The sequence below is a fragment of the Comamonas sp. FG99 genome, assembly GCF_057808605.1.
In genome coordinates this window covers 75,272-94,506 of sequence record NZ_JBMDII010000004.1, presented here as the reverse complement: position 1 = coordinate 94,506, position 19,235 = coordinate 75,272, and the positions used below count along the sequence as shown (strand labels likewise).

At 61.4% G+C, this 19,235-nt stretch carries 17 protein-coding genes and 1 pseudogene; 15 read left to right on the top strand and 3 right to left on the bottom strand.

Annotated features, from left to right (window positions below):
- Positions 1–151 precede the first annotated feature (151 nt).
- On the top strand, positions 152–406 hold the full coding sequence (locus ACODRX_RS04190) for a FitA-like ribbon-helix-helix domain-containing protein (RefSeq protein ID WP_488869786.1): 255 nt from the start codon (positions 152–154) through the stop codon (positions 404–406).
- Entirely contained in the window at positions 407–826 is a 420-nt protein-coding gene (locus ACODRX_RS04185; RefSeq protein ID WP_488869785.1) for a type II toxin-antitoxin system VapC family toxin, read from the top strand.
- 233 nt (positions 827–1,059) lie between these two features.
- Here the strand turns inward: ACODRX_RS04185 and ACODRX_RS04180 are convergent, their stop codons facing one another.
- A complete protein-coding gene (locus ACODRX_RS04180; RefSeq protein ID WP_488869784.1) occupies positions 1,060–1,452 on the bottom strand; it encodes a YybH family protein in 393 nt (130 codons plus the stop codon).
- Positions 1,453–1,567: 115 nt separating this feature from the next.
- Between ACODRX_RS04180 and ACODRX_RS04175 the strand changes: the two genes are divergently transcribed.
- Positions 1,568–1,885 (top strand): winged helix-turn-helix transcriptional regulator, encoded by a 318-nt coding sequence (locus tag ACODRX_RS04175; RefSeq protein WP_488869783.1) that lies wholly within the window; start codon positions 1,568–1,570, stop codon positions 1,883–1,885.
- A 40-nt stretch (positions 1,886–1,925) separates the two neighbouring features.
- Here the strand turns inward: ACODRX_RS04175 and ACODRX_RS04170 are convergent, their stop codons facing one another.
- Positions 1,926–3,104 carry an MFS transporter gene (locus ACODRX_RS04170; RefSeq protein WP_488869782.1) on the bottom strand — a complete coding sequence of 393 codons (1,179 nt, stop codon included), beginning with the start codon at positions 3,102–3,104 and terminating at the stop codon, positions 1,926–1,928.
- 102 nt (positions 3,105–3,206) lie between these two features.
- Positions 3,207–3,998, bottom strand: a complete 792-nt coding sequence (locus tag ACODRX_RS04165) for a helix-turn-helix transcriptional regulator (protein ID WP_488869781.1) — start codon at positions 3,996–3,998, stop codon at positions 3,207–3,209.
- A gap of 289 nt (positions 3,999–4,287) precedes the next feature.
- Here ACODRX_RS04165 and ACODRX_RS04160 point away from each other — a divergent pair, with 289 nt between their 5' ends.
- The 12 genes and pseudogenes from ACODRX_RS04160 to ACODRX_RS04105 all read left to right on the top strand — a co-directional run bounded on the left by ACODRX_RS04160 (position 4,288) and on the right by ACODRX_RS04105 (position 19,232).
- Complete coding sequence (locus ACODRX_RS04160) at positions 4,288–4,719, top strand: MarR family winged helix-turn-helix transcriptional regulator (protein ID WP_488869780.1); 432 nt, start codon at positions 4,288–4,290, stop codon at positions 4,717–4,719.
- 52 nt (positions 4,720–4,771) lie between these two features.
- Positions 4,772–6,529, top strand: coding sequence for a cytochrome c biogenesis protein DipZ (locus ACODRX_RS04155; protein ID WP_488869779.1), 1,758 nt, complete (start codon positions 4,772–4,774; stop codon positions 6,527–6,529).
- Positions 6,530–6,956: 427 nt separating this feature from the next.
- A complete protein-coding gene (locus tag ACODRX_RS04150) occupies positions 6,957–7,751 on the top strand; it encodes an IclR family transcriptional regulator (RefSeq protein ID WP_488869778.1) in 795 nt (264 codons plus the stop codon).
- Between the two features lie 152 nt (positions 7,752–7,903).
- Positions 7,904–9,028 carry an ABC transporter substrate-binding protein gene (locus ACODRX_RS04145; protein ID WP_488869777.1) on the top strand — a complete coding sequence of 375 codons (1,125 nt, stop codon included), beginning with the start codon at positions 7,904–7,906 and terminating at the stop codon, positions 9,026–9,028.
- A gap of 6 nt (positions 9,029–9,034) precedes the next feature.
- Positions 9,035–10,015 (top strand): annotated as a pseudogene (locus ACODRX_RS04140) (branched-chain amino acid ABC transporter permease); the annotation flags it as partial.
- Between the two features lie 114 nt (positions 10,016–10,129).
- Positions 10,130–11,875, top strand: a complete 1,746-nt coding sequence (locus ACODRX_RS04135; protein ID WP_488869838.1) for a branched-chain amino acid ABC transporter ATP-binding protein/permease — start codon at positions 10,130–10,132, stop codon at positions 11,873–11,875.
- The gene (locus tag ACODRX_RS04130) at positions 11,872–12,594 is read left to right on the top strand and encodes an ABC transporter ATP-binding protein (protein WP_488869776.1); all 723 of its coding nucleotides are present in this window, start codon (positions 11,872–11,874) and stop codon (positions 12,592–12,594) included. Before ACODRX_RS04135 ends, ACODRX_RS04130 begins: the two co-directional genes overlap by 4 nt.
- A complete protein-coding gene (locus ACODRX_RS04125) occupies positions 12,595–13,659 on the top strand; it encodes an aromatic ring-hydroxylating dioxygenase subunit alpha (RefSeq protein WP_488869775.1) in 1,065 nt (354 codons plus the stop codon).
- Between the two features lie 17 nt (positions 13,660–13,676).
- A complete protein-coding gene (locus ACODRX_RS04120) occupies positions 13,677–14,765 on the top strand; it encodes an aromatic ring-hydroxylating dioxygenase subunit alpha (RefSeq protein ID WP_488869774.1) in 1,089 nt (362 codons plus the stop codon).
- Positions 14,758–15,738, top strand: a complete 981-nt coding sequence (locus ACODRX_RS04115; protein WP_488869773.1) for a PDR/VanB family oxidoreductase — start codon at positions 14,758–14,760, stop codon at positions 15,736–15,738. The genes ACODRX_RS04120 and ACODRX_RS04115 overlap by 8 nt, the downstream gene beginning before the upstream one ends.
- A 118-nt stretch (positions 15,739–15,856) precedes the next feature.
- A complete protein-coding gene (gene gfa / locus ACODRX_RS04110) occupies positions 15,857–16,432 on the top strand; it encodes an S-(hydroxymethyl)glutathione synthase (RefSeq protein WP_488869772.1) in 576 nt (191 codons plus the stop codon).
- 559 nt (positions 16,433–16,991) lie between these two features.
- A complete protein-coding gene (locus ACODRX_RS04105; protein ID WP_488869771.1) occupies positions 16,992–19,232 on the top strand; it encodes a TonB-dependent receptor in 2,241 nt (746 codons plus the stop codon).
- Positions 19,233–19,235: the final 3 nt, after the last annotated feature.

Sequence of the window (19,235 nt, the reverse complement as noted above, 5' to 3'; positions counted from 1 at the left end):
CTGGTGCAGCGCGAGGCTCGGATACGGGCGCGGATGGAAGCGATGAGGGCGAGACGCCAGGGCAGAAAGGGGCGCGGAGCTTGATGCTTGTACAATTGACTGCACTCATCTATGATTGCAGTCATAGACAGCAAGTAAGAGGTTTTGAATCATGGCAATCTTGACTGTAAGAAATGTGCCTGATGACGTGCATCGCGCGTTGCGCGTGCGAGCGGCCCAACATGGCCGCAGCACGGAAGCGGAGGTGCGCGAGATTCTTGCGGCCGTGGTCAAACCGGAGAAGCGCGTGCGTGTAGGTGATGCCCTGGCTGCCATCGGTCGCAAGATCGGGCTGACCAATGAGGATTTCGCCGTCTTCGAGAGTGTGCGCGACAAGGCGCCGGCCAAGCCGTTGAGCTTCGACTGAATGATTGTCTTGGATGCCAACGTCGTTTCCGAGGCGATGAAGCCGGAGCCAGACGCGGCCGTAAGGGCCTGGCTGAACGACCAAGCGGCGGAAACCTTGTACCTGTCGAGCGTCACGCTGGCCGAGTTGCTGTTTGGCATCCGGGCGCTGCCGGCGGGCAAGCGCAAGAACATGCTCGACCGCGCTCTAGCCGAACTGCTGGAGCTGTTCAAGGATCGGGTCTTGCCGTTCGATACGGATGCAGCGCGCCACTACGCCGACCTGGCCGTGACGGCCAAGAACGGTGGGCGCGGCTTTCCGACGCCAGACGGCTACATCGCGGCCGTTGCAGCTTCGCGGGGCTTCATCGTGGCATCGCGCGACACATCGCCCTATGAAGCGGCTGGTCTGACTGCCATCAACCCTTGGGCGGGTGTATAGCGCCAGGGGCGCCTGTAATAACCTGTTCAAAGGACCGAGAACAGAATCATCGAAGTCCGGGCCTCATGGCTTGCCCCCGTATGCCCGATCTCACCCTATTCGCGATAAAGCGCCTGGTCGACTCCTGCGGCCTGCTGCCGCCTGTATTCGCGCAGAAAGTTGGCTATGTCGTGATCAACGATAGGGCCGATAGTGCCGGCGCCGCGCAAATCGCTCCATAGTCCGTGCCAGCATTAGACGAGCTTTCGCGGCAATCCGCTCCCCACCGCATGGTCGATGGCATAAAGCCACCGGCCATCGGCCTGCTTTCTCACCAACTCCGCCGAGCTGCCCGAGGCGGCGATGCTGCCGTTGTCCAGAGCCAGCTCCCAGTCTGCGCGCAGCAGCGCGAGGTCGCCATGGACGATGCAGAAGCGATTGCGTGAACGCATCCGGCCTGGTGCCAGCAAAAGCTCCGCCAGCGCCTGCTCGATGGCGGCTGTACCTTTCAGGGCAGTGCCGCTTTCATCGCTGCACAACACCGCATCGGGTTCGTACAGTTGCAGCAGGTTGGCCAGCTGGCGGCTGTTGAAGGCGTCAGCGAAGGCGGTGTTCATGTGATCCGGTGATTTGACGTCAAATGCCATGATGCCGTTTCCTTTCGTATGGACAGGGGCATGATGGATGAGGCGGCATGAACTCACCAAACGGGAAGAACTGCACGGAGCATGCGAATTGGCTGAATACCTCTTGGAATTACCTGTGCCACGGCACGCCTGCGAGTGCCCGGTGGAGGGCTGGCTGGCTTTTCTCGGGCACCGCTGGAACGCCTTGATACTCTGGCACCTGCAGGGCGGCAGGAGGCGCCATGGCGAACTCGCCGCCGCGCTGGCCGGCGTGTCGCCCAAGGTATTGTCCGAACGCCTGCAGGGCTTGGAGGCCCGTGGACTGCTGGAGCGATGGGCCGTGCCGGTTTTTCCAAGAGAGGTGGCCTATGGCTTGACTCCCGCGGGCCAGGATCTGCTTCGCGTTCTGAATGCGCTGGAGGTCTGGTCTTCCCGGTTTGGGCAGCGCGGCTAGCCTTTTCTGGGCCGCGCATCGCGGTGCCTATTGGGGCCGTCTATTCGGGCTGAAACATGGCGCGTCGTCTCAGGAGCAATACCCCGCTGCCCAGCAGCACGCAAATGGCGCCGGCCCAGCAAAGTACGGCAAAGCCATGGGCCTGCAACAGCATTCCTCCAGTCGCTGCACCGATTGCCACGGCAAGGTAGGTGGTGCAGCTCATGCAGGCGGCGGCAAACCCTCTGGCACTTGCACCGGCTTGCGTGACCAAGGTAGCCATGGCGGTTTGGGCCAATCCCTGCAGGCCGCCCCAGATCAGCATGCAGGCTGCCAGCATTGCCGGGCTGTCGACCGCTGGGGGCAGTGCGATGAAGACCAGCACCAGCATGGCCAAGGTGGATGTGGCCATCCGCTGCTTGCCCCACCGGTCGAGCAGCCGGGCATTCATGGTTCCGGCCAGCAAGCCTAGCCCGTAGCACAGCACAAATATGCCGAATACGGCACTGCCGATTCCCAGGCTCTTGCGCACCGCCAATCCTAAAAAGGTGTACACGCCATAGAAGCTTGCCATGTCGAGAAAATTGGCCAGCAGCAGGCGCGGCACTCCACTGCGCAACACGGTAGCTGCATCTTTGGCAACTGAATGGCCGCCATCCTTGGAGGGCCCCGCATTCGGCAGGCGCATGACCATGCAAGCGGCCATTGCCGCTAGCAGGCTGACGCCGGCAAAGCTTGCACGCCAGCCTAAGAATTCGCCCGCCACACTGCCGAGCGGAACGCCAAGAATGAGTGCGATGGACCATCCGGCCATCACCCGCCCCATCGCCTGTCCACGTTTGTCATAGGGCATGCAGTCCCCAACATAGGCATAGCACGATGGCAGAAAGGCGCCGGCGGCAGCACCACACAGGGCCCGTGCAATCAGCAGCATGGTGAAATTGACCGCGGCGGCGCAAAGCAGGCCAGAGGCTACGAAAACGACGAGGCCTGCGCTCATCACCAGCTTGCGAGAGAGTCTTGCGCCCCACAGGCCTATAGGCGGAGCAATGCAGGCCAGGGCGATGCCATAGATGGCTACCACCCACGACGCATGCTTGGTATTCGCCCCGAATTCTCGTGATATATCGCCTAGCAGCGGCGAAACCAGCAAGCCCTCTATTCCTACGGCAACGATGCCAAGGATCAGGCCTGCAATGGCGGGCTGCTGTTGGTTGACATTGGTGTTGAGGATTGTCATGGGGGCCGTCGTGGGGGGGATTCTCCCAGGCGGGTTCAGTCGAATCTTGAATTTTTTTGCAGGCTGCTGCTGTCGTGGCACCCTTGGTACGGAATGGCCTGCCTAGGTGTGCGGCACCGAGATTTCTATCTTGTGAAACTTGGATAAGTAGCCCCCAGGGCTAACCCCTCGAAACTTCTTCAATTCTCTGCTGAGGTGTGCCTGATCGGCATACCCCCAATGCGTGGCAACCTGTAATGCGGGATGTCCGTCCAGCAACTGTTCTTCGGCAAGCAGCAGTCGCATTTGGTTGCGTACGAACACGGCGCGCATCCCCACATGTTTCAGAAACAAGCGGCTGAAGGTGGCAGGAGTATGGCCCAGCTGATGTGCAATCGCTGCCACAGGCAATTGGAGCTGTGCGGCAGCGGCCATGCTGTTCAACAGCTGATGTGCAGTGCTGTCAACCGTAGGGGCTAGCGACACGATGCCGCTGTGCCGGCACATGATCGCGGCGACAGCATTCCTCAGATCCCGCCAGTTGAATTTTTCCATGGCGGCAGCCAGCCGTTGCGCGTGGGGGCCGCCGTTGACAACAGATACGTTCGCCTGCCATGAATCGTTTGCATGCTCCTTTTCCGGCAGCATTTCGACGAATGCCTGCTCTTCGAGATACAGCGCGCGATAGCGCGTGTGGTTGTCGCAGAACGCCATGTGCTCAACAAAGGCTGGAATCACCACCACATCTCCCGGCCGGGCCTGATAGGAGCAGCCGAGTGATTGAAAATGGCATACCCCATCGAGGATCACGCCCAAGAAAAGCAGATCGTGAAAATGCGGCTCGAAGCTGTGCCAGGTGTCGTGCCAAACAAGTTGCCTGGCAGTCCCTGTGGAAGTAATGAACGCCTTTCTCATCTGACCCCTCCCCATCTGTTGTAGCGGACTAGCCGCATCCGAAGCAGTGATCAGCGAAGCTTGCCACTAGCGATGCAGCCTCGACATGTTGCTCTGAAAGTTAGCGGATTGCCGGTAGTCCTCGTCATCAACATGGGCGTTCACTTTGGGCGCTCCCGTGCCGGTTGACCGAGATCGCTTTTTGCGATAAAAACCGCACAAATACTTTGTGCGTAAAGTATTTGTGCGGAGCAACTGCCCCAATGGGCAGGGCCGTGCATCCATTCCAGTTCACAAGAGGGCAAAGCACATGAGCGATTCCACATTCGATTTCGAGCAGATGGTCTGCTTCGCGCTGTACTCCACCGCGAATGCGATGGTGCGCCACTATGCCAAGCCGCTCGCGCACCTTGGCGTCACCTATCCGCAGCTGCTGGTGCTGGCGGCGCTGTGGGAGCAGGACGATGTGTCCGCGAGCACCCTCAGCGAGAAGACGCTGTACGACCTGGGGGCGCTCACGCCCATCGTCAAGCGGCTGGAGGCCGCCGGCCTGGTGAGGGTCTACCTCGACCCTAGCGATCGCCGGCGCCGCAATGTGCAGCTGACCGCGCAGGGCCGCAAGCTCAAGCCGGCGGCTGCCGAGGTATTCAACAACACCAGCTGCCAGATCGACCTCACGCCACAAGAGATTGCCCAGGTGTTGAGCATCTGTCGAAAAGTGAAGCGGCAATTGGGCGCTTGAGCCGGCGCCGCTGCCGCAACTGCGCCATTCATTTCCAGAAAGGGAGGCGGTCATGTTGTTCATTGCATTCCTTGGCGGTCTTTTGACCATATTGAGCCCTTGCATCCTGCCGGTGGTGCCCTTTGTGCTGGCCTGGTCCGACCGGTCGCGCCGCGACACCGTGCTGCTGCTGGCCGGCATGGTGGCCAGCTTCGCGCTGGTGGGCACGCTGGCGGTGGCCAGCAGCGAGTGGATCATCCAGGCCAACCAGGCCGGCCGCTGGATCGCGCTGGGCCTGATGACCGTCTTCGCCGTCTCGCTGCTGTCGCCGAGGGTGGCGGCGCTCGCCATGCGGCCCTTCACCCGCGCGGGCAGCGGGCTCGACGCGATGGCCCGAAAGGGCCATGGCCACTGGGCATCGCTGCTGCTGGGGGGTGCCACCGGCCTGCTGTGGGCGCCGTGCGCCGGCCCGATCCTCGGGCTGGTGCTGACGAGCGCCATCTTGCAGGGCGCCAGTGCCAGCACCAGCGCCTTGCTGCTGGCCTATGCCTGCGGCGCGGCCGTCTCGCTGGCCGTGGTGTCGCTGCTGAGCCGCCGCCTGTTCGATGCGCTCAAGCGCCGCCTCGGCCTGGGCGAAGGGCTGCGGCGCGGCCTGGGCGGGCTGATGCTGGCATCGGTGGTGGTCATCGCCATGGGCTGGGACACCAGCTTGCTCGCGCGCCTGTCCGCTGGCAGCACCAACGCCATCGAGCAGGCCTTGCTCGACCGGTTGCCTGCCGACAGCGGCAATGGAGCTGCCGGCAAGGGCGTCATCGGCACGGCCCATGCGGGCACCAGAGCGGAGCGCCCCCGGCTGAACCTTCCGGTCAAGGGCGAGTTTCCCGGCCTGGCCGGCGCCACCGCCTGGCTGAACGGGCCCGAGCTCAGCCGCGAAGCGCTGCGCGGCAAGGTGGTGCTGGTCGATTTCTGGACCTACTCGTGCATCAACTGCCTGCGCACCATGCCCTACGTCAAGGCCTGGGCCGAGAAGTACCAGAGCAGCGGCCTGGTCGTGGTGGGCGTGCACACGCCCGAATTCGCCTTCGAGAAGATTGCGGCGAACGTGCAGCGCGCGGTGAAGGACCTGGGCATCGTCCACCCGGTGGCCGTCGACAACAGCTATGCCATCTGGCGCGCCTTCAACAACCGCTACTGGCCGGCGCACTACTTCATCGACGCGCAGGGCAAGATCCGCCACACCCACTTTGGCGAAGGCGACTATGCGCGTTCGGAGCAGGTGATCCAGCAATTGCTGGAAGAAGCCGGGCAAGCCGGGTTCGAGCTGGCGCCGGTGGTGGGCAAGGGCAGTGGAGTCAGCGCGGCCAGCGATGCGCGCGGCATCGGCTCCTTCGAGAGCTACCTTGGGCATGCGCGTGCCAGTGGCCGCTTTAGCTCGTTGCCAAGCATCAACCGCGACCAGGACCAGGCCTATGCCGCCCCGAGCGCCCTGCAACTGAATGGCTGGGCGCTGGATGGGTTGTGGCGGGTGGGGGCCGAACAGGCCAACCTTCGGCAGGCCCAGGGCCGGATCGTCTACCGTTTCCGGGCGCGCGATGTGCACCTGGTGCTGGGGCCGGGCGAGTCGGGCCAGCCGGTGCGCTTCAAGGTGCGGGTGGATGGGCGCGAGCCGGGCGCCGACCGCGGCACGGACGTGGCGGCCGATGGCTTCGGCGTGGTGGATGCGCACCGGCTGTACCAGCTGGTGCGGCGCGCCGACGGTGCGGGCACGGCCACTTTCGAGATCGAATTCCTCGATCCGGACGTGAATGCCTATGCGTTCACTTTTGGGTGATGCCGAACAGGGGGCAAGCCTATTTGCTGCGCCTGACCATCGCGAGGATGGTCTCCCGCAGTTCATCCCGCGCCTGCTCTGCGCCGATGTCTCCGGCGACGGCCGCCTGTGACAGTGCATCGGCTGCGCCAAGCATGGCCCACCAGCTGGCCAGGGCAATTCCGTGTGCTCCTGCTGCTGCTCACGACGGCCGAGGCCGGCGTCTTCGCGTTCGTGGCATCGACGGTGGTGGCGGATATAAGGGTACGGGCTATCCAAGGATGCATTCCTCTCGGGGATGCTCCTGGCCGTTGGTGTCGGTGGGCTGATAGTGCTATGTACCAAGGACTTCCTGCGGCCTGCGTGCTGCAAGGTGGATTTGGGAATGCGGGCCATACAATGGAGGAGATACTCGGAGTGCCCAACTCCTCACAAGACTCGGTCGAAGGTGAGCACAATCGATTCAAAAAATCCTCAACGCGGCGTATCGGCAGTGGAGACTGCGGTTGTCATTCTGGAGGCTCTCCATGCGTCTCGCGAACCGCTGAGTCTTGCTGCTATTGCCGGCGCTACGGGACTGCCGAAGCCGCAGATCCACCACTATCTGGTTAGCTTGTGCCGATCGGCTCTGGTTCGGCGCTTCGAGGGGCCGGCTCGCTACGCGTTGGGTGATCTTGCAGTACGGTTGGGCCTTACCGCTGTTGACCGGCTTGAAGTCCAACACTACAGCGCGCCGTTCCTGGCAAGGCTTAGCGAAGAGAGCGGCCATGCGTCGTTCTTTTGCATATGGCAGCCCACAGGGCCGGTCATCGTTCGCTGGCAGCAGGGCTTTCGCCCGCTCACCGTCTTCGCTCGGCTCGGCACCAGGATGTCTCTTCTGCATTCCGTCACCGGTATTGTGTTTTCGGGGTGGCTTCCGTCTCAGCAGACGGCTGCGATGAGAGAGTTGGAGCTGCGTGCAGCAGAGCCGGGTATGCGCGGCAGTCTTGAGGAGGCACTTCGCCTGCGGATCAATGACGCAAAGAAGTGGGGGATTGCCGCAGGCTCGGGCATCATGCTGCCGGACGTCGCCGCGATCTCGGCGCCGGTGTTCAGCAGCGGCGGTGCCGTCGCTGGCGCACTTACGTTGCTTGGCCTGACTCGTTCATTCGATTGCCAGCCTGACGGGGCCAATGCCATTGTAATTCGCAAGGTGGCGGCGGAATTTTCGGCGAAACTGGGCTACGAGCAGTCGGATGCTTGATTTACGATAGGTAAACGCCGGTCGCATCTCTATCTCTTTTTTTCTAGACTCAAGTGGTAGGTCTGAGTGCTGCAATTGCGCTGGATCAACACCTTCCACGATAAATTTCTAGGACGACAAAGATGCGAAAGACTCACTTGCTCGGGGCATTCATGGCCGCCATGCTGACAACGGCCATGGCCTATGCGCAGATCAAAATTGGTGTGACACTTTCTGCGACTGGTCCGGCTGCCTCGCTTGGCATCGTCCAGAAGAACGTCTTCGAACTGCTGCCGTCCGATATCAAGGGCACGCCTGTCCAACTCATCGTTTTGGATGATGCATCAGATGCCACCAGAGCCGTTCAAAATGTCCGCAAACTCACCCAGGTGGAAAAGGTCGATGTACTGATTGGATCTACGACCACGCCCGCCTCGCTTGCCATCTCCGAGGTCGCGGCTGAAAGCGAGACCCCTCTGTTGTCCATGGCTGCGGGGGCCGCCATCGTTGAGCCTGTCGACAACGTCCGGCGGTGGGTCTTCAAGCCAGTGCACAACGATGCGATGATGGTTGAGGCTATCGTTGCGCATATGGTCAGGACGGGCATCAAGTCGGTGGCCTTTATAGGCTTTGCAGACGCGACCGGCGAAGGCTATCTGAAAGTGCTGCGGCCGCTCGCCGAGAAGGCGGATATCAAAATCGTGGGTGTCGAGCGCTTTGAGCGCACTGACAATTCGGTGACGGCACAGGTGCTGAAGTTGATGGCAGCAAAGCCCGACGCCATCTTGGTTGCAGCCTTTGGAACACCCGCAGCCCTTCCCCAGGTGACTCTGGTCGAACGCCGCTATCAGGGGCGCATTTATCAAACCCATGGCGTTGCAAATAACGATTTTCTGCGCGTCGCAGGCAAGAGTGCCGAGGGTACCTTTCTTCCGGTTGGCCCTTTGCTTGTGAGCGATCAGCTCCCACCATCGCACCCTGCTCGTGCCAAGTCGGTCGATATGGTTGCGCGCTACGAGCAGAGATTCGGGGCCGGAAGCCGCAACACGTTCATCTCCAATGCCTACGATGCCTACCTTCTCGCGGCCAATGCCATTCCCGTCGCTGCAAGCAAGGCTGCGCCTGGGACGAAGGAATTCAGGATCGCGCTCAGGAATGCCCTGGAGCAGACCAGGGAGTTTGCGGGTACGCAGGGGGTCTACAACATGACTTCGAGTGACCACGTAGGGCTCGACCATCGCTCCCGGAGCATCGTACGCATCCAAGGCGGGACCTGGAAGATCGTAGGCGACCAGTAAGGAGCTATGGCGATGAGCTTCGATATTGGTGTCTTGCTGATGCAGGACGGGATTTCTGTCGGCGCAATCTACGCACTTCTGGCAATTGCGGTGGTGTTGGTCTTCGCGGTCACCAGAATCCTCTTTCTGCCTCAAGGCGATTTCATCTGCTTTGGCGCGCTTACGCTTGCTGCGCTGGAGCGGGGCCAGGTTCCTTCTCTGGCGTGGCTTGTGATTGCCATGGCTAGCATTGCGTGCGTGATGCAAGTCGCTGCCGCACTGCGGCAAGGTAGTCTTCAAGAGACTTTGAAGTCCGCTGTCGTGACGCTCATGGTGCCTGTTGTGATCGCGTTTGCGGTCATCTGGGCTGCGCCGTTGAAGCTTTCCATGCCCATATTGATTGGGATGACTGTTGCGCTTGTGGCTCCTTTGGGACCGCTGGTCTACAAGCTTGCATTTCGCCGGCTGGCCGATGCTCCGATGCTCGTCTTGCTCATCGTGGCTGTCGCTGTGCACTTCGTCTTGCAAGGGGCCGGCCTGATCATGTTCGGAGCGGAAGGTTCGCGCACTACGCCGATGACGGAATGGGATTGGCAGTCCGACGTGGTCGCCATTTCGGGGCAAAGTCTCATCGTCGTGATTGCGTCGGCGTTGACCGCTGTTGGCCTCTTCCTGTACTTTGCATTCACACGCAATGGCCGTGCGCTCCGCGCGACTGCGGTCAATCGACGTGGTGCACGCCTGGTGGGTATCAGCCCGGAACGCTGCGGACAGGCGGCCTTTTTGCTCGCCGCAATCTTGGGCGCGGTGTCTGGCATTCTGATCTCTCCGACAACTACTATCTACTATGACAGTGGCTTTGGCATCGGCCTGAAAGGGTTTGTGGGTGCAGTCATTGGCGCGATTGCTTCCTATCCGGTTGCTGCACTCGGAGCTCTGGGGTTGGGCATTCTGGAGTCATTTGCCTCGTTCTGGGCGAGTTCGCTCAAGGAGATCATCGTCTTCACGGTGCTGATTCCGGCGCTGATGTGGCTTTCGCTCAAGCATGGCAGCCACCACGATGCCGGAGACTTCGACGTGGTGGCTGATGCGCCCGGGCAGCGGCCCGTGCATGCCTGGTTGATGTGGGGCATTGCAGGCATGGTACTGGTGTCTGCGCCATGGGTGTTCTCTGACTTTCACGTCACCATGCTCAACTATGTGGCCCTTGCCGCACTGGTGGCTCTGGGTTGCGTACTGCTGACCGGCATCGGTGGCATGACATCGTTCGGCCAGGCTGCGTTTGTGGGAATAGGTGCCTATGCGACGGGATACCTGAGCACCAAAGCAGGCATGTCGCCTTGGATGACTCTGGTCGTGGCCTTGGCGATCACCGCGATCTCCGCCATCTTGATTGGCTTGCTGACCCTGCGCCTTTCTGGCCATTTCTTGCCGTTGGGCACGATGGCATGGGGTCTTGCGCTCTATCACCTGTTTGGCAATATCGATGCACTTGGTGGCCACACGGGGTTGACCGGCATTCCCCCCATCAGCTTGGCCGGTCATGCAATCACGGATCCAAGCGAGTACTACTACCTGTGCTGGGGGGCGCTGGGGCTGGCATTCATCGCGTTGAGGCGGTTGCTGGATTCGCGGCCGGGTCGGTCGATACGGATGCTGAATGCAGCGCCCATGGCGGCCGCAGCCTTCGGGGTGCAACTCACCACATATCGCATTGCAATCTTCGTTGTCTCTGCATTCCTCGCCGCAGTTTCCGGCTGGTTGTTTGCGCACATGGTGCGATTCGTCAATCCGTCGCCGTTTTCGCTGAATGCGAGCATCGAGTACCTATTTATGGCGGTGGTTGGCGGTGCCAGTGCCCTCGTCGGGGCGGTGTTCGGCGCAGGCGTTTTGACGGCCCTGGAGATTTGGTTGCAGGATGTGCTGCCGCAGCTATTGTCCGTGGGCGCCAGCGCGCAGCCCATTGCCTTCGGCGTGATCGTGATCGTGTTGCTGCAGGTGAGCACTAAAGGCATTGCAGGATGGTTCGCCAGGCTGCTTCCGATGGGGCGCAGGGCAGCGCTCCCGGATGGCGCTGGGAAGCTGCCATTGAGAGCCGCGCCCCCGTGTTGCGGAGCGCTTTTGCAGGTGCAGCGTGTACGTAAGGTCTTTGGCGGCCTGGTTGCTGTCAAAGATGTCTCGTTCGATGTTCGTTCGCGTGAGATCGTGGGGCTTCTCGGGCCGAACGGGGCGGGAAAAAGCACTTTGTTCAATCTGGTCAGCGGCGTTCTTCCGCTCACGGCAGGCAAGGTAACGTACGCAGGCAAGGAGATCCAGCACCTGGCACCTGCGCGGATTGCTGCTCTGGGAATCGCCAGGACCTTCCAGCATGTTCAATTGAATCTCGGAATGAGCGTGCTTGAGAATGTTGCACTGGGCGCTCACTTGAGAAGCAATAGCGGGATGCTAGCCGCAATGCTCCGGCTGGACAGGCAGAGCGAAGCTTCGCTGTTGACCGAAGCCAAACGCCAGCTGGACCGTGTCGGCCTGGGAGAGGAGGCTATGCGGCCAGCCGGAGTGCTGGCCCTTGGCCAGCAGCGACTGGTCGAGGTTGCTCGGGCGTTGGCGAGCGATCCGCATTTGCTCATGCTCGATGAGCCGGCCGCGGGCCTGCGCAAGCATGAGAAGGATGCATTGGCAAGAGTCCTCAGCCAATTGCGGGCTGAAGGAATGTCGGTCCTGATCGTGGAGCACGATATGGACTTCGTCATGAGGCTGGCGGACAGGTTGGTTGTTATCAACTTCGGCGAGCCCATCGCTGTGGGCGAGCCGCGCGAAGTGCAGTCCAATAGGTTGGTGCAGGAAGCCTATCTGGGAGTGGCGGCATGAGCACAAGCCTTCGGATAGAGAACTTCGAGGTTTCTTATGGGAACGTTGCTGCCGTACGCGGCATCAGCTTGCAGATGCGCCCTGGAGGTATCACGAGCATCATTGGAGCCAATGGCGCTGGCAAGAGTTCGCTGCTTAACGGGGTCATGGGCCTCATCCCAGCAAAGGGGCGCGTTGTGCTCGGCGGCACGCGCGTCGATGGCCTGACGACCGAAGCCCGGGTCAGGGCTGGCATGTGCCTGGTTCCGGAGGCCAGGGATTTGTTCGGGACCATGTCCGTGCACGACAACTTGCGGCTTGGTGCCTATGCCAGGCCCATTTCCGACAAGCAAATCGAGCAGGAGATCCATGCGATTTGCCTGCGATTTCCTCGTCTAGGCGAGCGGCTCTCGCAAACGGCAGACACTCTCTCCGGCGGCGAGCGGCAGATGCTGGCCTTGGGACGGGCACTACTGGGAAAGCCCGAGGTGCTATTGCTCGACGAGCCAAGCCTGGGACTGGCCCCTCTGATCGTGCGTGACGTTTTGCGAACCCTGCAGGAGCTGAGCGCCACTGGGCTTTCCATCTTGCTGGTGGAGCAGAACGCCCGCGCTGCACTTGCAATTTCAGAGTACGCCTATGTAATGGAACTGGGAGCTGTCGTGCTGGAGGGGGCTGCGGATCGGTTGATGCACGACAAGCGTCTTGAAGAAAAGTACCTTGGCACTGGAGACCACTAAATGCTGAATATGTTCGTTAGGAATTGCTGGTATGTTGCGGCCTGGTCGCATGAGATCGGTGACAAGCCATTTGGCCGCACTATCCTTGGCGAGCCCATTTGCTTCTTTCGCAGCGCAGGGGGGAAAGTGGTGGCTCTTGCTGATCGCTGTAGTCACCGGGCAGCCCCACTGTCCTTGGGCAGAGTCGAGGATGGGCAGCTGCGCTGCATGTACCACGGTGTGAAGTTCGATGCTGACGGCAGTTGTGTGGAGATCCCGGGGCAGGACCGTATTCCGCCCAGTATGTGCGTGCGCAGCTACCGTGTGGTTGAGCGCAATCGCTGGATCTGGATTTGGATGGGGGCGCCGGATGAGGCCGTGATCGATACCATTCCAGACACGTGGTCGCTGGAGAGTCCTGAATGGACATACAAGCCCGGCTACTACCACTACCATGCGCCGCATCTCTTGATTTGCGATAACTTGCTTGATTTTTCGCACATTGCCTATGTTCATCCGACCACACTTGGCGGAACCGAGAACATCGCCAGAAGCAAGCCCGTCGTGAAGCCGCAATCCGACGGGGTGCGGGTCGAGCGCTGGCTGCTGGATGATGTACCTGCGCCTTTCCATGCCCGGGTTGCCAGCTTTGCCGGCCGGGTCGACCGTTGGCACTTCTACGATTTTCTGGTCCCCGGCGTGCTCATCATGCATTCCGGCGTTCAAGCAACGGGAACTGGCGCACCTGAGGGGCGCTACCAAGACGCTTTGGAGTTTCGCAGTTGCCAGGCGGTTACTCCCGAAAGTGCCACCAGTTCACATTACTTCTATGCGGTGCCGCGCAACTTTGCGCTCGACGATCAGGAAATCACCGAGAAGATCTTCGAAGATGTCGTAGCTGCATTCGAAGAGGACAGGGTGATGATCGAAGCACAAGCGAAGCGCCTTGGGGAAGGGGAGCCTGGTGCGATGGTAGCGATTGCCGCCGACGTGGGACTCATCCAGTTTCGCAGGTTGCTGTCCATCCGGCTGCAAGCCGAGTCGCAGCATGGGCAGGCGGGTCGGCAAGCGCACGTTGTCTCATGATGAAAGGGGAGTTTTCAATGAGTAGCTTCATCACCAATGCCTGGTACGTTGCCATGTGGGCCGAGTCTCTTGAGCAGGGCAAGATCGAGCAGCGAGAGATTGCAGGTCGCAGCGTGGTTCTCTATCGGAAACCGGATGGCACGCTGGTGGCTCTGGATGATCGTTGTCCGCACAAGTCGGCGCCCCTGCATAGGGGGCTGGTGTGTCCCAATGGAAATCTTCAATGCGGCTACCACGGCCTGCAGTTCGATGCGACAGGCGCTTGTGTACTCAATCCGCATGGCAAAGGTGTCATTCCTCCTGCTCTGCGAGTGCGTTCCTATCCAGTGGTGGAGCGCCATAGCTTGATTTGGATGTGGCCTGGCGACCTGCCCGCGGACCCGGACTTGATCCCCGACCTGTCTGTCATTGATCGTGCTGATCCCAGGGACGTCACCTACCGCGATGTGCTGGACATGGATGCCAACTACCAGTTAGTTATCGACAATCTGCTTGATCTGTCGCATGTTGCATTTCTTCATGGTGGCGTGTTGGGCAACGATAGCACTGTTGCCGCCGATATCTCGGTCACGCAAGAGGGCGAGCTCGTGACTGTGTCGCGCTGGATGCCCAATGTGAGGCCTCCAGGCCTTTTCGACATGATGTTTCGCCGGAATGGAAGTCCGGTGGACCACTGGGCCTCCATTACGTGGATGGCTCCCTCCTGCTTGCTCAACAACTCCGGTGTCACTGACGTTGGGGCTCCACGAAATGCCGGTACGGGAATTTTTGGGCTGCATCTCTTGACGCCTGTGAATGAGCGCAAGACGGTGTACCACTTTGCTGCCGTTCGGCAGAATCCGATGCCGTTCCCCGACGATGTGCACCTGAAAATCATGGAGGACCTCAAAGTCCTTCGCAGAAAGGCATTCACGACTGAGGACGAGCCCATGATCGTGGCTCAGCAACGCATATTGGATAGAGCCAGCGAAGATCAGGTTCGACCGGTCCTACTGGCCGTGGATGGGGGCATAGTCCGATACCGTCGGGTGCTGGATGAGATTCGTACCCGGCAGGCGAGTACGACGATGCTGCGCGATGCGTTGCCCGAAGTGCAGCATGGATGATCATATGAGCCAGGTAACTGAGAGTCTGCGCGTTCAGGTTGTGCGCAAGGAAAAAGTCGGGCTCGGCATCGCCTCCTTCGAGCTTGTCAGCGTCGACGGGCGGCCACTTCCGGCCTTCGACGCGGGGGCCCATGTGGATGTAGCGATTCCGGGCGGAATCACCCGCCAGTATTCGCTGTGCAACGATCCGAGCGAGTCCCATCGCTATCAGATTGCGGTGCTGGACGTGGAGGGGGGGCGAGGTGGCTCGCGTGCGATGCATGAAAAGGTCAACGTAGGCGACCAGCTATCCATCAGCAAGCCCAAGAACCATTTTCCCTTGGCAAATGCACGTGGGCACAGCCTGCTCTTCGCGGGGGGGATAGGGATTACGCCTATGCTGTGCATGGCGGAAAGACTGTCGCAGATGGCGCGGCCCTTTACGCTGCATTACTTCGCTCGCTCCGCAGAGCGGGCTGCATTCTGTGACCGTATCAGAGCCTCCAGGTTTTCCGGCCAGGTCCAGTTCCACTTTGATGGACCATCTTCTGCCAGGTCCGGACTAGGTGCGCTTTTGGCTGCGGTCGGTACTGACGATCATTTATATGCATGCGGCCCTCATGGCTTCATGGATGCGGTGCTGGCCAGCGCCAGAAAGAATGGCTGGCCGGAAGTCCAACTGCATCAAGAGTACTTCAGTGCTGCGCCGCTCCAAGAGGGGGAGGGTGGAGCGTTCGAGGTGCAATTGGCAAGTTCGGGCCGAGTCATTCGTGTGGGCTCAGACCAAACGGTGTTGGCTGCTTTGGCTGTACAAGGTGTGCATATCGAATCGTCATGTGAACAAGGGGTCTGCGGTACATGCCTCACACGTGTACTGGATGGTGAGCCAGACCATCGAGATGTATTCCTGACGGCCGCGGAGCAGGCGGCCAATGACCGGTTCCTGCCTTGTTGCTCCAGAGCGAAATCGGCTAGGCTTGTTTTGGATATCTAGGCGCTCGGTACCCTTGGGGCGAGCATTGGCGCATCAACCCTCAGCAGGCCTTGGAGCCACTGTCCGAAGGCCAATTCATCTACATACTGATTCAACCCACCCAACCAAGGAGACGAACATGGGTACTCTCATTCATCCCACAGTCGATGCAGGCATCAACAAGGGGGCCAAAGGCTTCGGCGGCGGTACTCTGCGCTGCCTCTGCGACGTTGACCCGGTCGAGCTGAAGGTGGAGGCACAGGTCGGCTTCAACCACGCCTGCGGCTGCACCAAGTGCTGGAAGCCAACTGGAGCGTTGTTCTCGGTGGTCGGCGTGGTCCCCCACGACAAACTTTCGGTGAAGGCCCATGGCGAGAAGCTGAGGGTGGTGGACGAAAAGGCCCCCATCCAGCGCCACGCCTGTGTCGCTTGTGGTGCGCACCTGTATGGCCGGATCGAGAATAAGGACCATGCCTTCTACGGCCTGGACTTCATCCACACTGAGTTATCCAAGGACGCTGGCTGGGATGGTCCGGGCTTTGCTGCCTTTGTCTCGTCCATCATCGAGAGCGGCACGCCTCTCTCCCGTATGGACGAAGTGCGCCAGACGCTGCGTAGCAAAGGCCTGGTGCCCTATGACTGCCTGAGTCCGGCACTGATGGATCTGCTCGCCGTCCATTCAGCCAAGGCGAAGGGCACCTACCGCGACGCTTGATTGAGCAGTACACGGATTGAGTTGGGTTGCTGTACTTGACTGTGTTTCAGCCGGCCAGCGCCTGCAACTTCGGAGATATCCATCGCATCCTTTTGACTTGAAGCTGGCTGCAGCATCTACCATGCCTTTCGCATTTGGCGAGTCCGTTGCAAAGGCATGGAGGCTGCGTTGCCGTCGCCGCCGGGTACGAGCGCTACATGGGAACCTGGAGCCAGCTTGCGGGTGAGGTGTTCCTCGATTGGCTGTGATCCGGCAGTGGCTGACGTGGGTTGCGGCAATGGCGCTTTCACGGAGATGGTGGCGGGGCGCTGCGCACCGGCTTGCCTGCATGGCGTTGGCCCGTCGCTGGAGCAGCTTGCCTATGCGCGCTCCCGGCCGGCATTGCAATCCGCGGTGCTTCGCACCGCGGATGCTCTGGCTGCCGATGGACGCCGCAGGCCATATCACCTGCAGCGCCCGTGCAAATGCGGTGAAGGCCCGGGTCCCGAAGTAGCTGCGTTCAAGGACGGTGATCTTTTTTCATATAAATTAACGGGAACAATTCTTATTCCTATTTTTAATGAACTCCCATCACCACTTCCTGACGCCTATCGCTGGTGCGCTGGCCTGCCTTTTCAGCCTCTTGTCCGCCGGCGCCGCCTGGGCCCAGGCCGATCCGTCCTCCGAGCCGGCCGCCCCCGAACTGGGAACCGTCACCGTCAGGGCCAGCGCCGATGCGTCGGCCGAAGGCCTGTCCAAGCCCTACGCGGGCGGGCAGGTGGCGCGCGGCGGGCGCGCCGGCATCCTGGGCACGCGCGACAACATGGAGACGCCGTTTTCCATCACCAGCTATACCAACGAGCTGATCCAGGACCGCCAGGCCAAGAGCGTGGGCGATGTGCTGCAGAATGACCCTTCGGTGCGGGTGGCGCGGGGCTTCGGCAATTTCCAGGAGGCGTATTTCGTGCGCGGCTTTGTCCTGGGTTCCGACGATGTGGCCTACAACGGCCTGTACAGCCTGTTGCCGCGCCAGTACATCGCTACCGAGCTGTTCGAGCGCGTCGAGCTGCTGCGCGGCGCCTCGGCGTTCCTGATGGGCGCCAGCCCCAATGGCGGAGGCCTGGGCGGCAACATCAACCTGCTGCCCAAGCGCGCCGGCAACGAACCGCTGACGCGTGTGACGACGGGTATCGCCAGCGGCGGCCAGGCCTTCGTGGCCGCCGACGTGGCCCGGCGCTTCGGACCCGACCAGAGCACGGGCATACGCTTCAATGCCGCGCGCCGCGGCGGCGATACCGCCGTGGACCAGGAAAGCTCCAGGCTGGACCTGTTGTCCCTGGGGCTGGACTGGCGCAGCCGCGATGTACGCCTGTCCGGCGATATCGGCTGGCAGGACAACCGCCTCAAGCGCACGCGCACCAATGTCACGCCCAACACCAGCATGGCCGCGATTCCCGCGGCGCCCGATGCCGCTGCCAACTGGGCCCAGCCCTGGACCTATTCCGACGAGCGTGACCTGTTCGGCACGCTGCGCGGCGAGTGGGACATCAACAGCAACGTGACCGCCTGGGCCGCCTATGGCATGCGCCACAGCAGCGAGAACAATTCGCTGGCCAACATCACGCTGACAGCGGCCGGCAACGGCGCGGCCACCACCAGCCGCTTCGACAACGCACGCAAGGACCGCGTGAGCACCGGCGAGCTGGGCGTGCGCGCGCGCCTCAACACCGGCGGCGTGGGCCATGAGATCGTGGCCAGCTATTCGGTCTTCGACCTCAAGGTCTACAACGCCTACGGCATGAGTCTGGGCAATACGCTGACCACCAATCTCTACAACCCGAGCTACTACGCGATCACTCCGCTCTCCTATCTGGGCAACGACCTGTCCAACCCGGCCTACAACCGTGGCACCCGGCTGCGCAGCTTCGCGCTCGGCGATACCCTGTCGCTGCTGGATGGCCGCATGCTGGTGACTGCGGGCGTGCGCCGCCAGACCATAGAGACCGATTCGCTGACCTACCGCGTCGTGAACAATGGCGTACTCACCAGCCCGGGCGGTGTGCGCACGGCCTATGACCAAAGCCGCACCAGTCCGTTGCTGGGCGCGGTGTTCAAGCTCAGCCCCCAAGTGTCGGTGTACGGCAACTACATCGAGGGCCTGGCGCAGGGCGACACGGCGCCGGCCAAGTCCGGCAACATCGTCATCGCCAATGCGGGCGAGCAGCTGGCACCCTATGTGACCAAGCAAAAGGAAGTGGGTGTCAAGTACGACGGCGGCAAGCTGGGCGGCGGCCTGGCCTTCTTCTCCACCAGCAAGCCGCGTTCGCTGATCGACGGCGACCGCTTCACCTCGGCGGGCAGGGATCGCCACCAGGGCCTGGAGTTGAATGTGTTTGGCGAGCCGCAGCGCGGCCTGCGCCTGCTGGGCGGTGCTACCTGGCTGGACGCCAAGCAGCAGAGCACCGGCAGCGACGCCACCAGCGGCAAGCGCGTGATCGGCGTGCCGCGCTTTCAGGCCACTGTGGGCGCGGAATGGGACGTGCCGGGCATCCAGGGCTTGGCGCTGGACGGCCGCCTGGTGCACACCGGTGCCCGCTACGCCAACGACACCAACAGCCTGCGCGTGGCCGGCTGGAATCGAGTGGATCTGGGCGTGCGCTACCTGACCGAGGTGCAGGGCAGGCTGCTGACACTGCGCCTGCGCGTGGACAACGTGGCAAACCGCAACTACTGGGCGTCGGTGGGGGGCTATCCGGGCTCGGGCTACCTGACGGTGGGGGGGCCGCGTGCCTTCGCGCTGAGCGCGAGCATGGATTTCTGAGCG

Bases quoted from the DNA above. Each gene is read 5' to 3' on its own strand.
- ACODRX_RS04155 (WP_488869779.1), top strand. From the start codon at position 4,772: ATGTTGTTCATTGCATTCCTTGGCGGTCTTTTGACCATATTGAGCCCT.
- ACODRX_RS04160 (WP_488869780.1), top strand. From the start codon at position 4,288: ATGAGCGATTCCACATTCGATTTCGAGCAGATGGTCTGCTTCGCGCTG.
- ACODRX_RS04135 (WP_488869838.1), top strand. From the start codon at position 10,130: ATGTGGGGCATTGCAGGCATGGTACTGGTGTCTGCGCCATGGGTGTTC.
- ACODRX_RS04125 (WP_488869775.1), top strand. From the start codon at position 12,595: ATGCTGAATATGTTCGTTAGGAATTGCTGGTATGTTGCGGCCTGGTCG.
- ACODRX_RS04180 (WP_488869784.1), bottom strand. From the start codon at position 1,452: ATGGCATTTGACGTCAAATCACCGGATCACATGAACACCGCCTTCGCT.
- ACODRX_RS04115 (WP_488869773.1), top strand. From the start codon at position 14,758: ATGGATGATCATATGAGCCAGGTAACTGAGAGTCTGCGCGTTCAGGTT.
- ACODRX_RS04170 (WP_488869782.1), bottom strand. From the start codon at position 3,104: ATGACAATCCTCAACACCAATGTCAACCAACAGCAGCCCGCCATTGCA.
- ACODRX_RS04185 (WP_488869785.1), top strand. From the start codon at position 407: ATGATTGTCTTGGATGCCAACGTCGTTTCCGAGGCGATGAAGCCGGAG.
- gfa (WP_488869772.1), top strand. From the start codon at position 15,857: ATGGGTACTCTCATTCATCCCACAGTCGATGCAGGCATCAACAAGGGG.
- ACODRX_RS04120 (WP_488869774.1), top strand. From the start codon at position 13,677: ATGAGTAGCTTCATCACCAATGCCTGGTACGTTGCCATGTGGGCCGAG.
- ACODRX_RS04130 (WP_488869776.1), top strand. From the start codon at position 11,872: ATGAGCACAAGCCTTCGGATAGAGAACTTCGAGGTTTCTTATGGGAAC.
- ACODRX_RS04190 (WP_488869786.1), top strand. From the start codon at position 152: ATGGCAATCTTGACTGTAAGAAATGTGCCTGATGACGTGCATCGCGCG.
- ACODRX_RS04105 (WP_488869771.1), top strand. From the start codon at position 16,992: ATGAACTCCCATCACCACTTCCTGACGCCTATCGCTGGTGCGCTGGCC.
- ACODRX_RS04165 (WP_488869781.1), bottom strand. From the start codon at position 3,998: ATGAGAAAGGCGTTCATTACTTCCACAGGGACTGCCAGGCAACTTGTT.
- ACODRX_RS04145 (WP_488869777.1), top strand. From the start codon at position 7,904: ATGGCCGCCATGCTGACAACGGCCATGGCCTATGCGCAGATCAAAATT.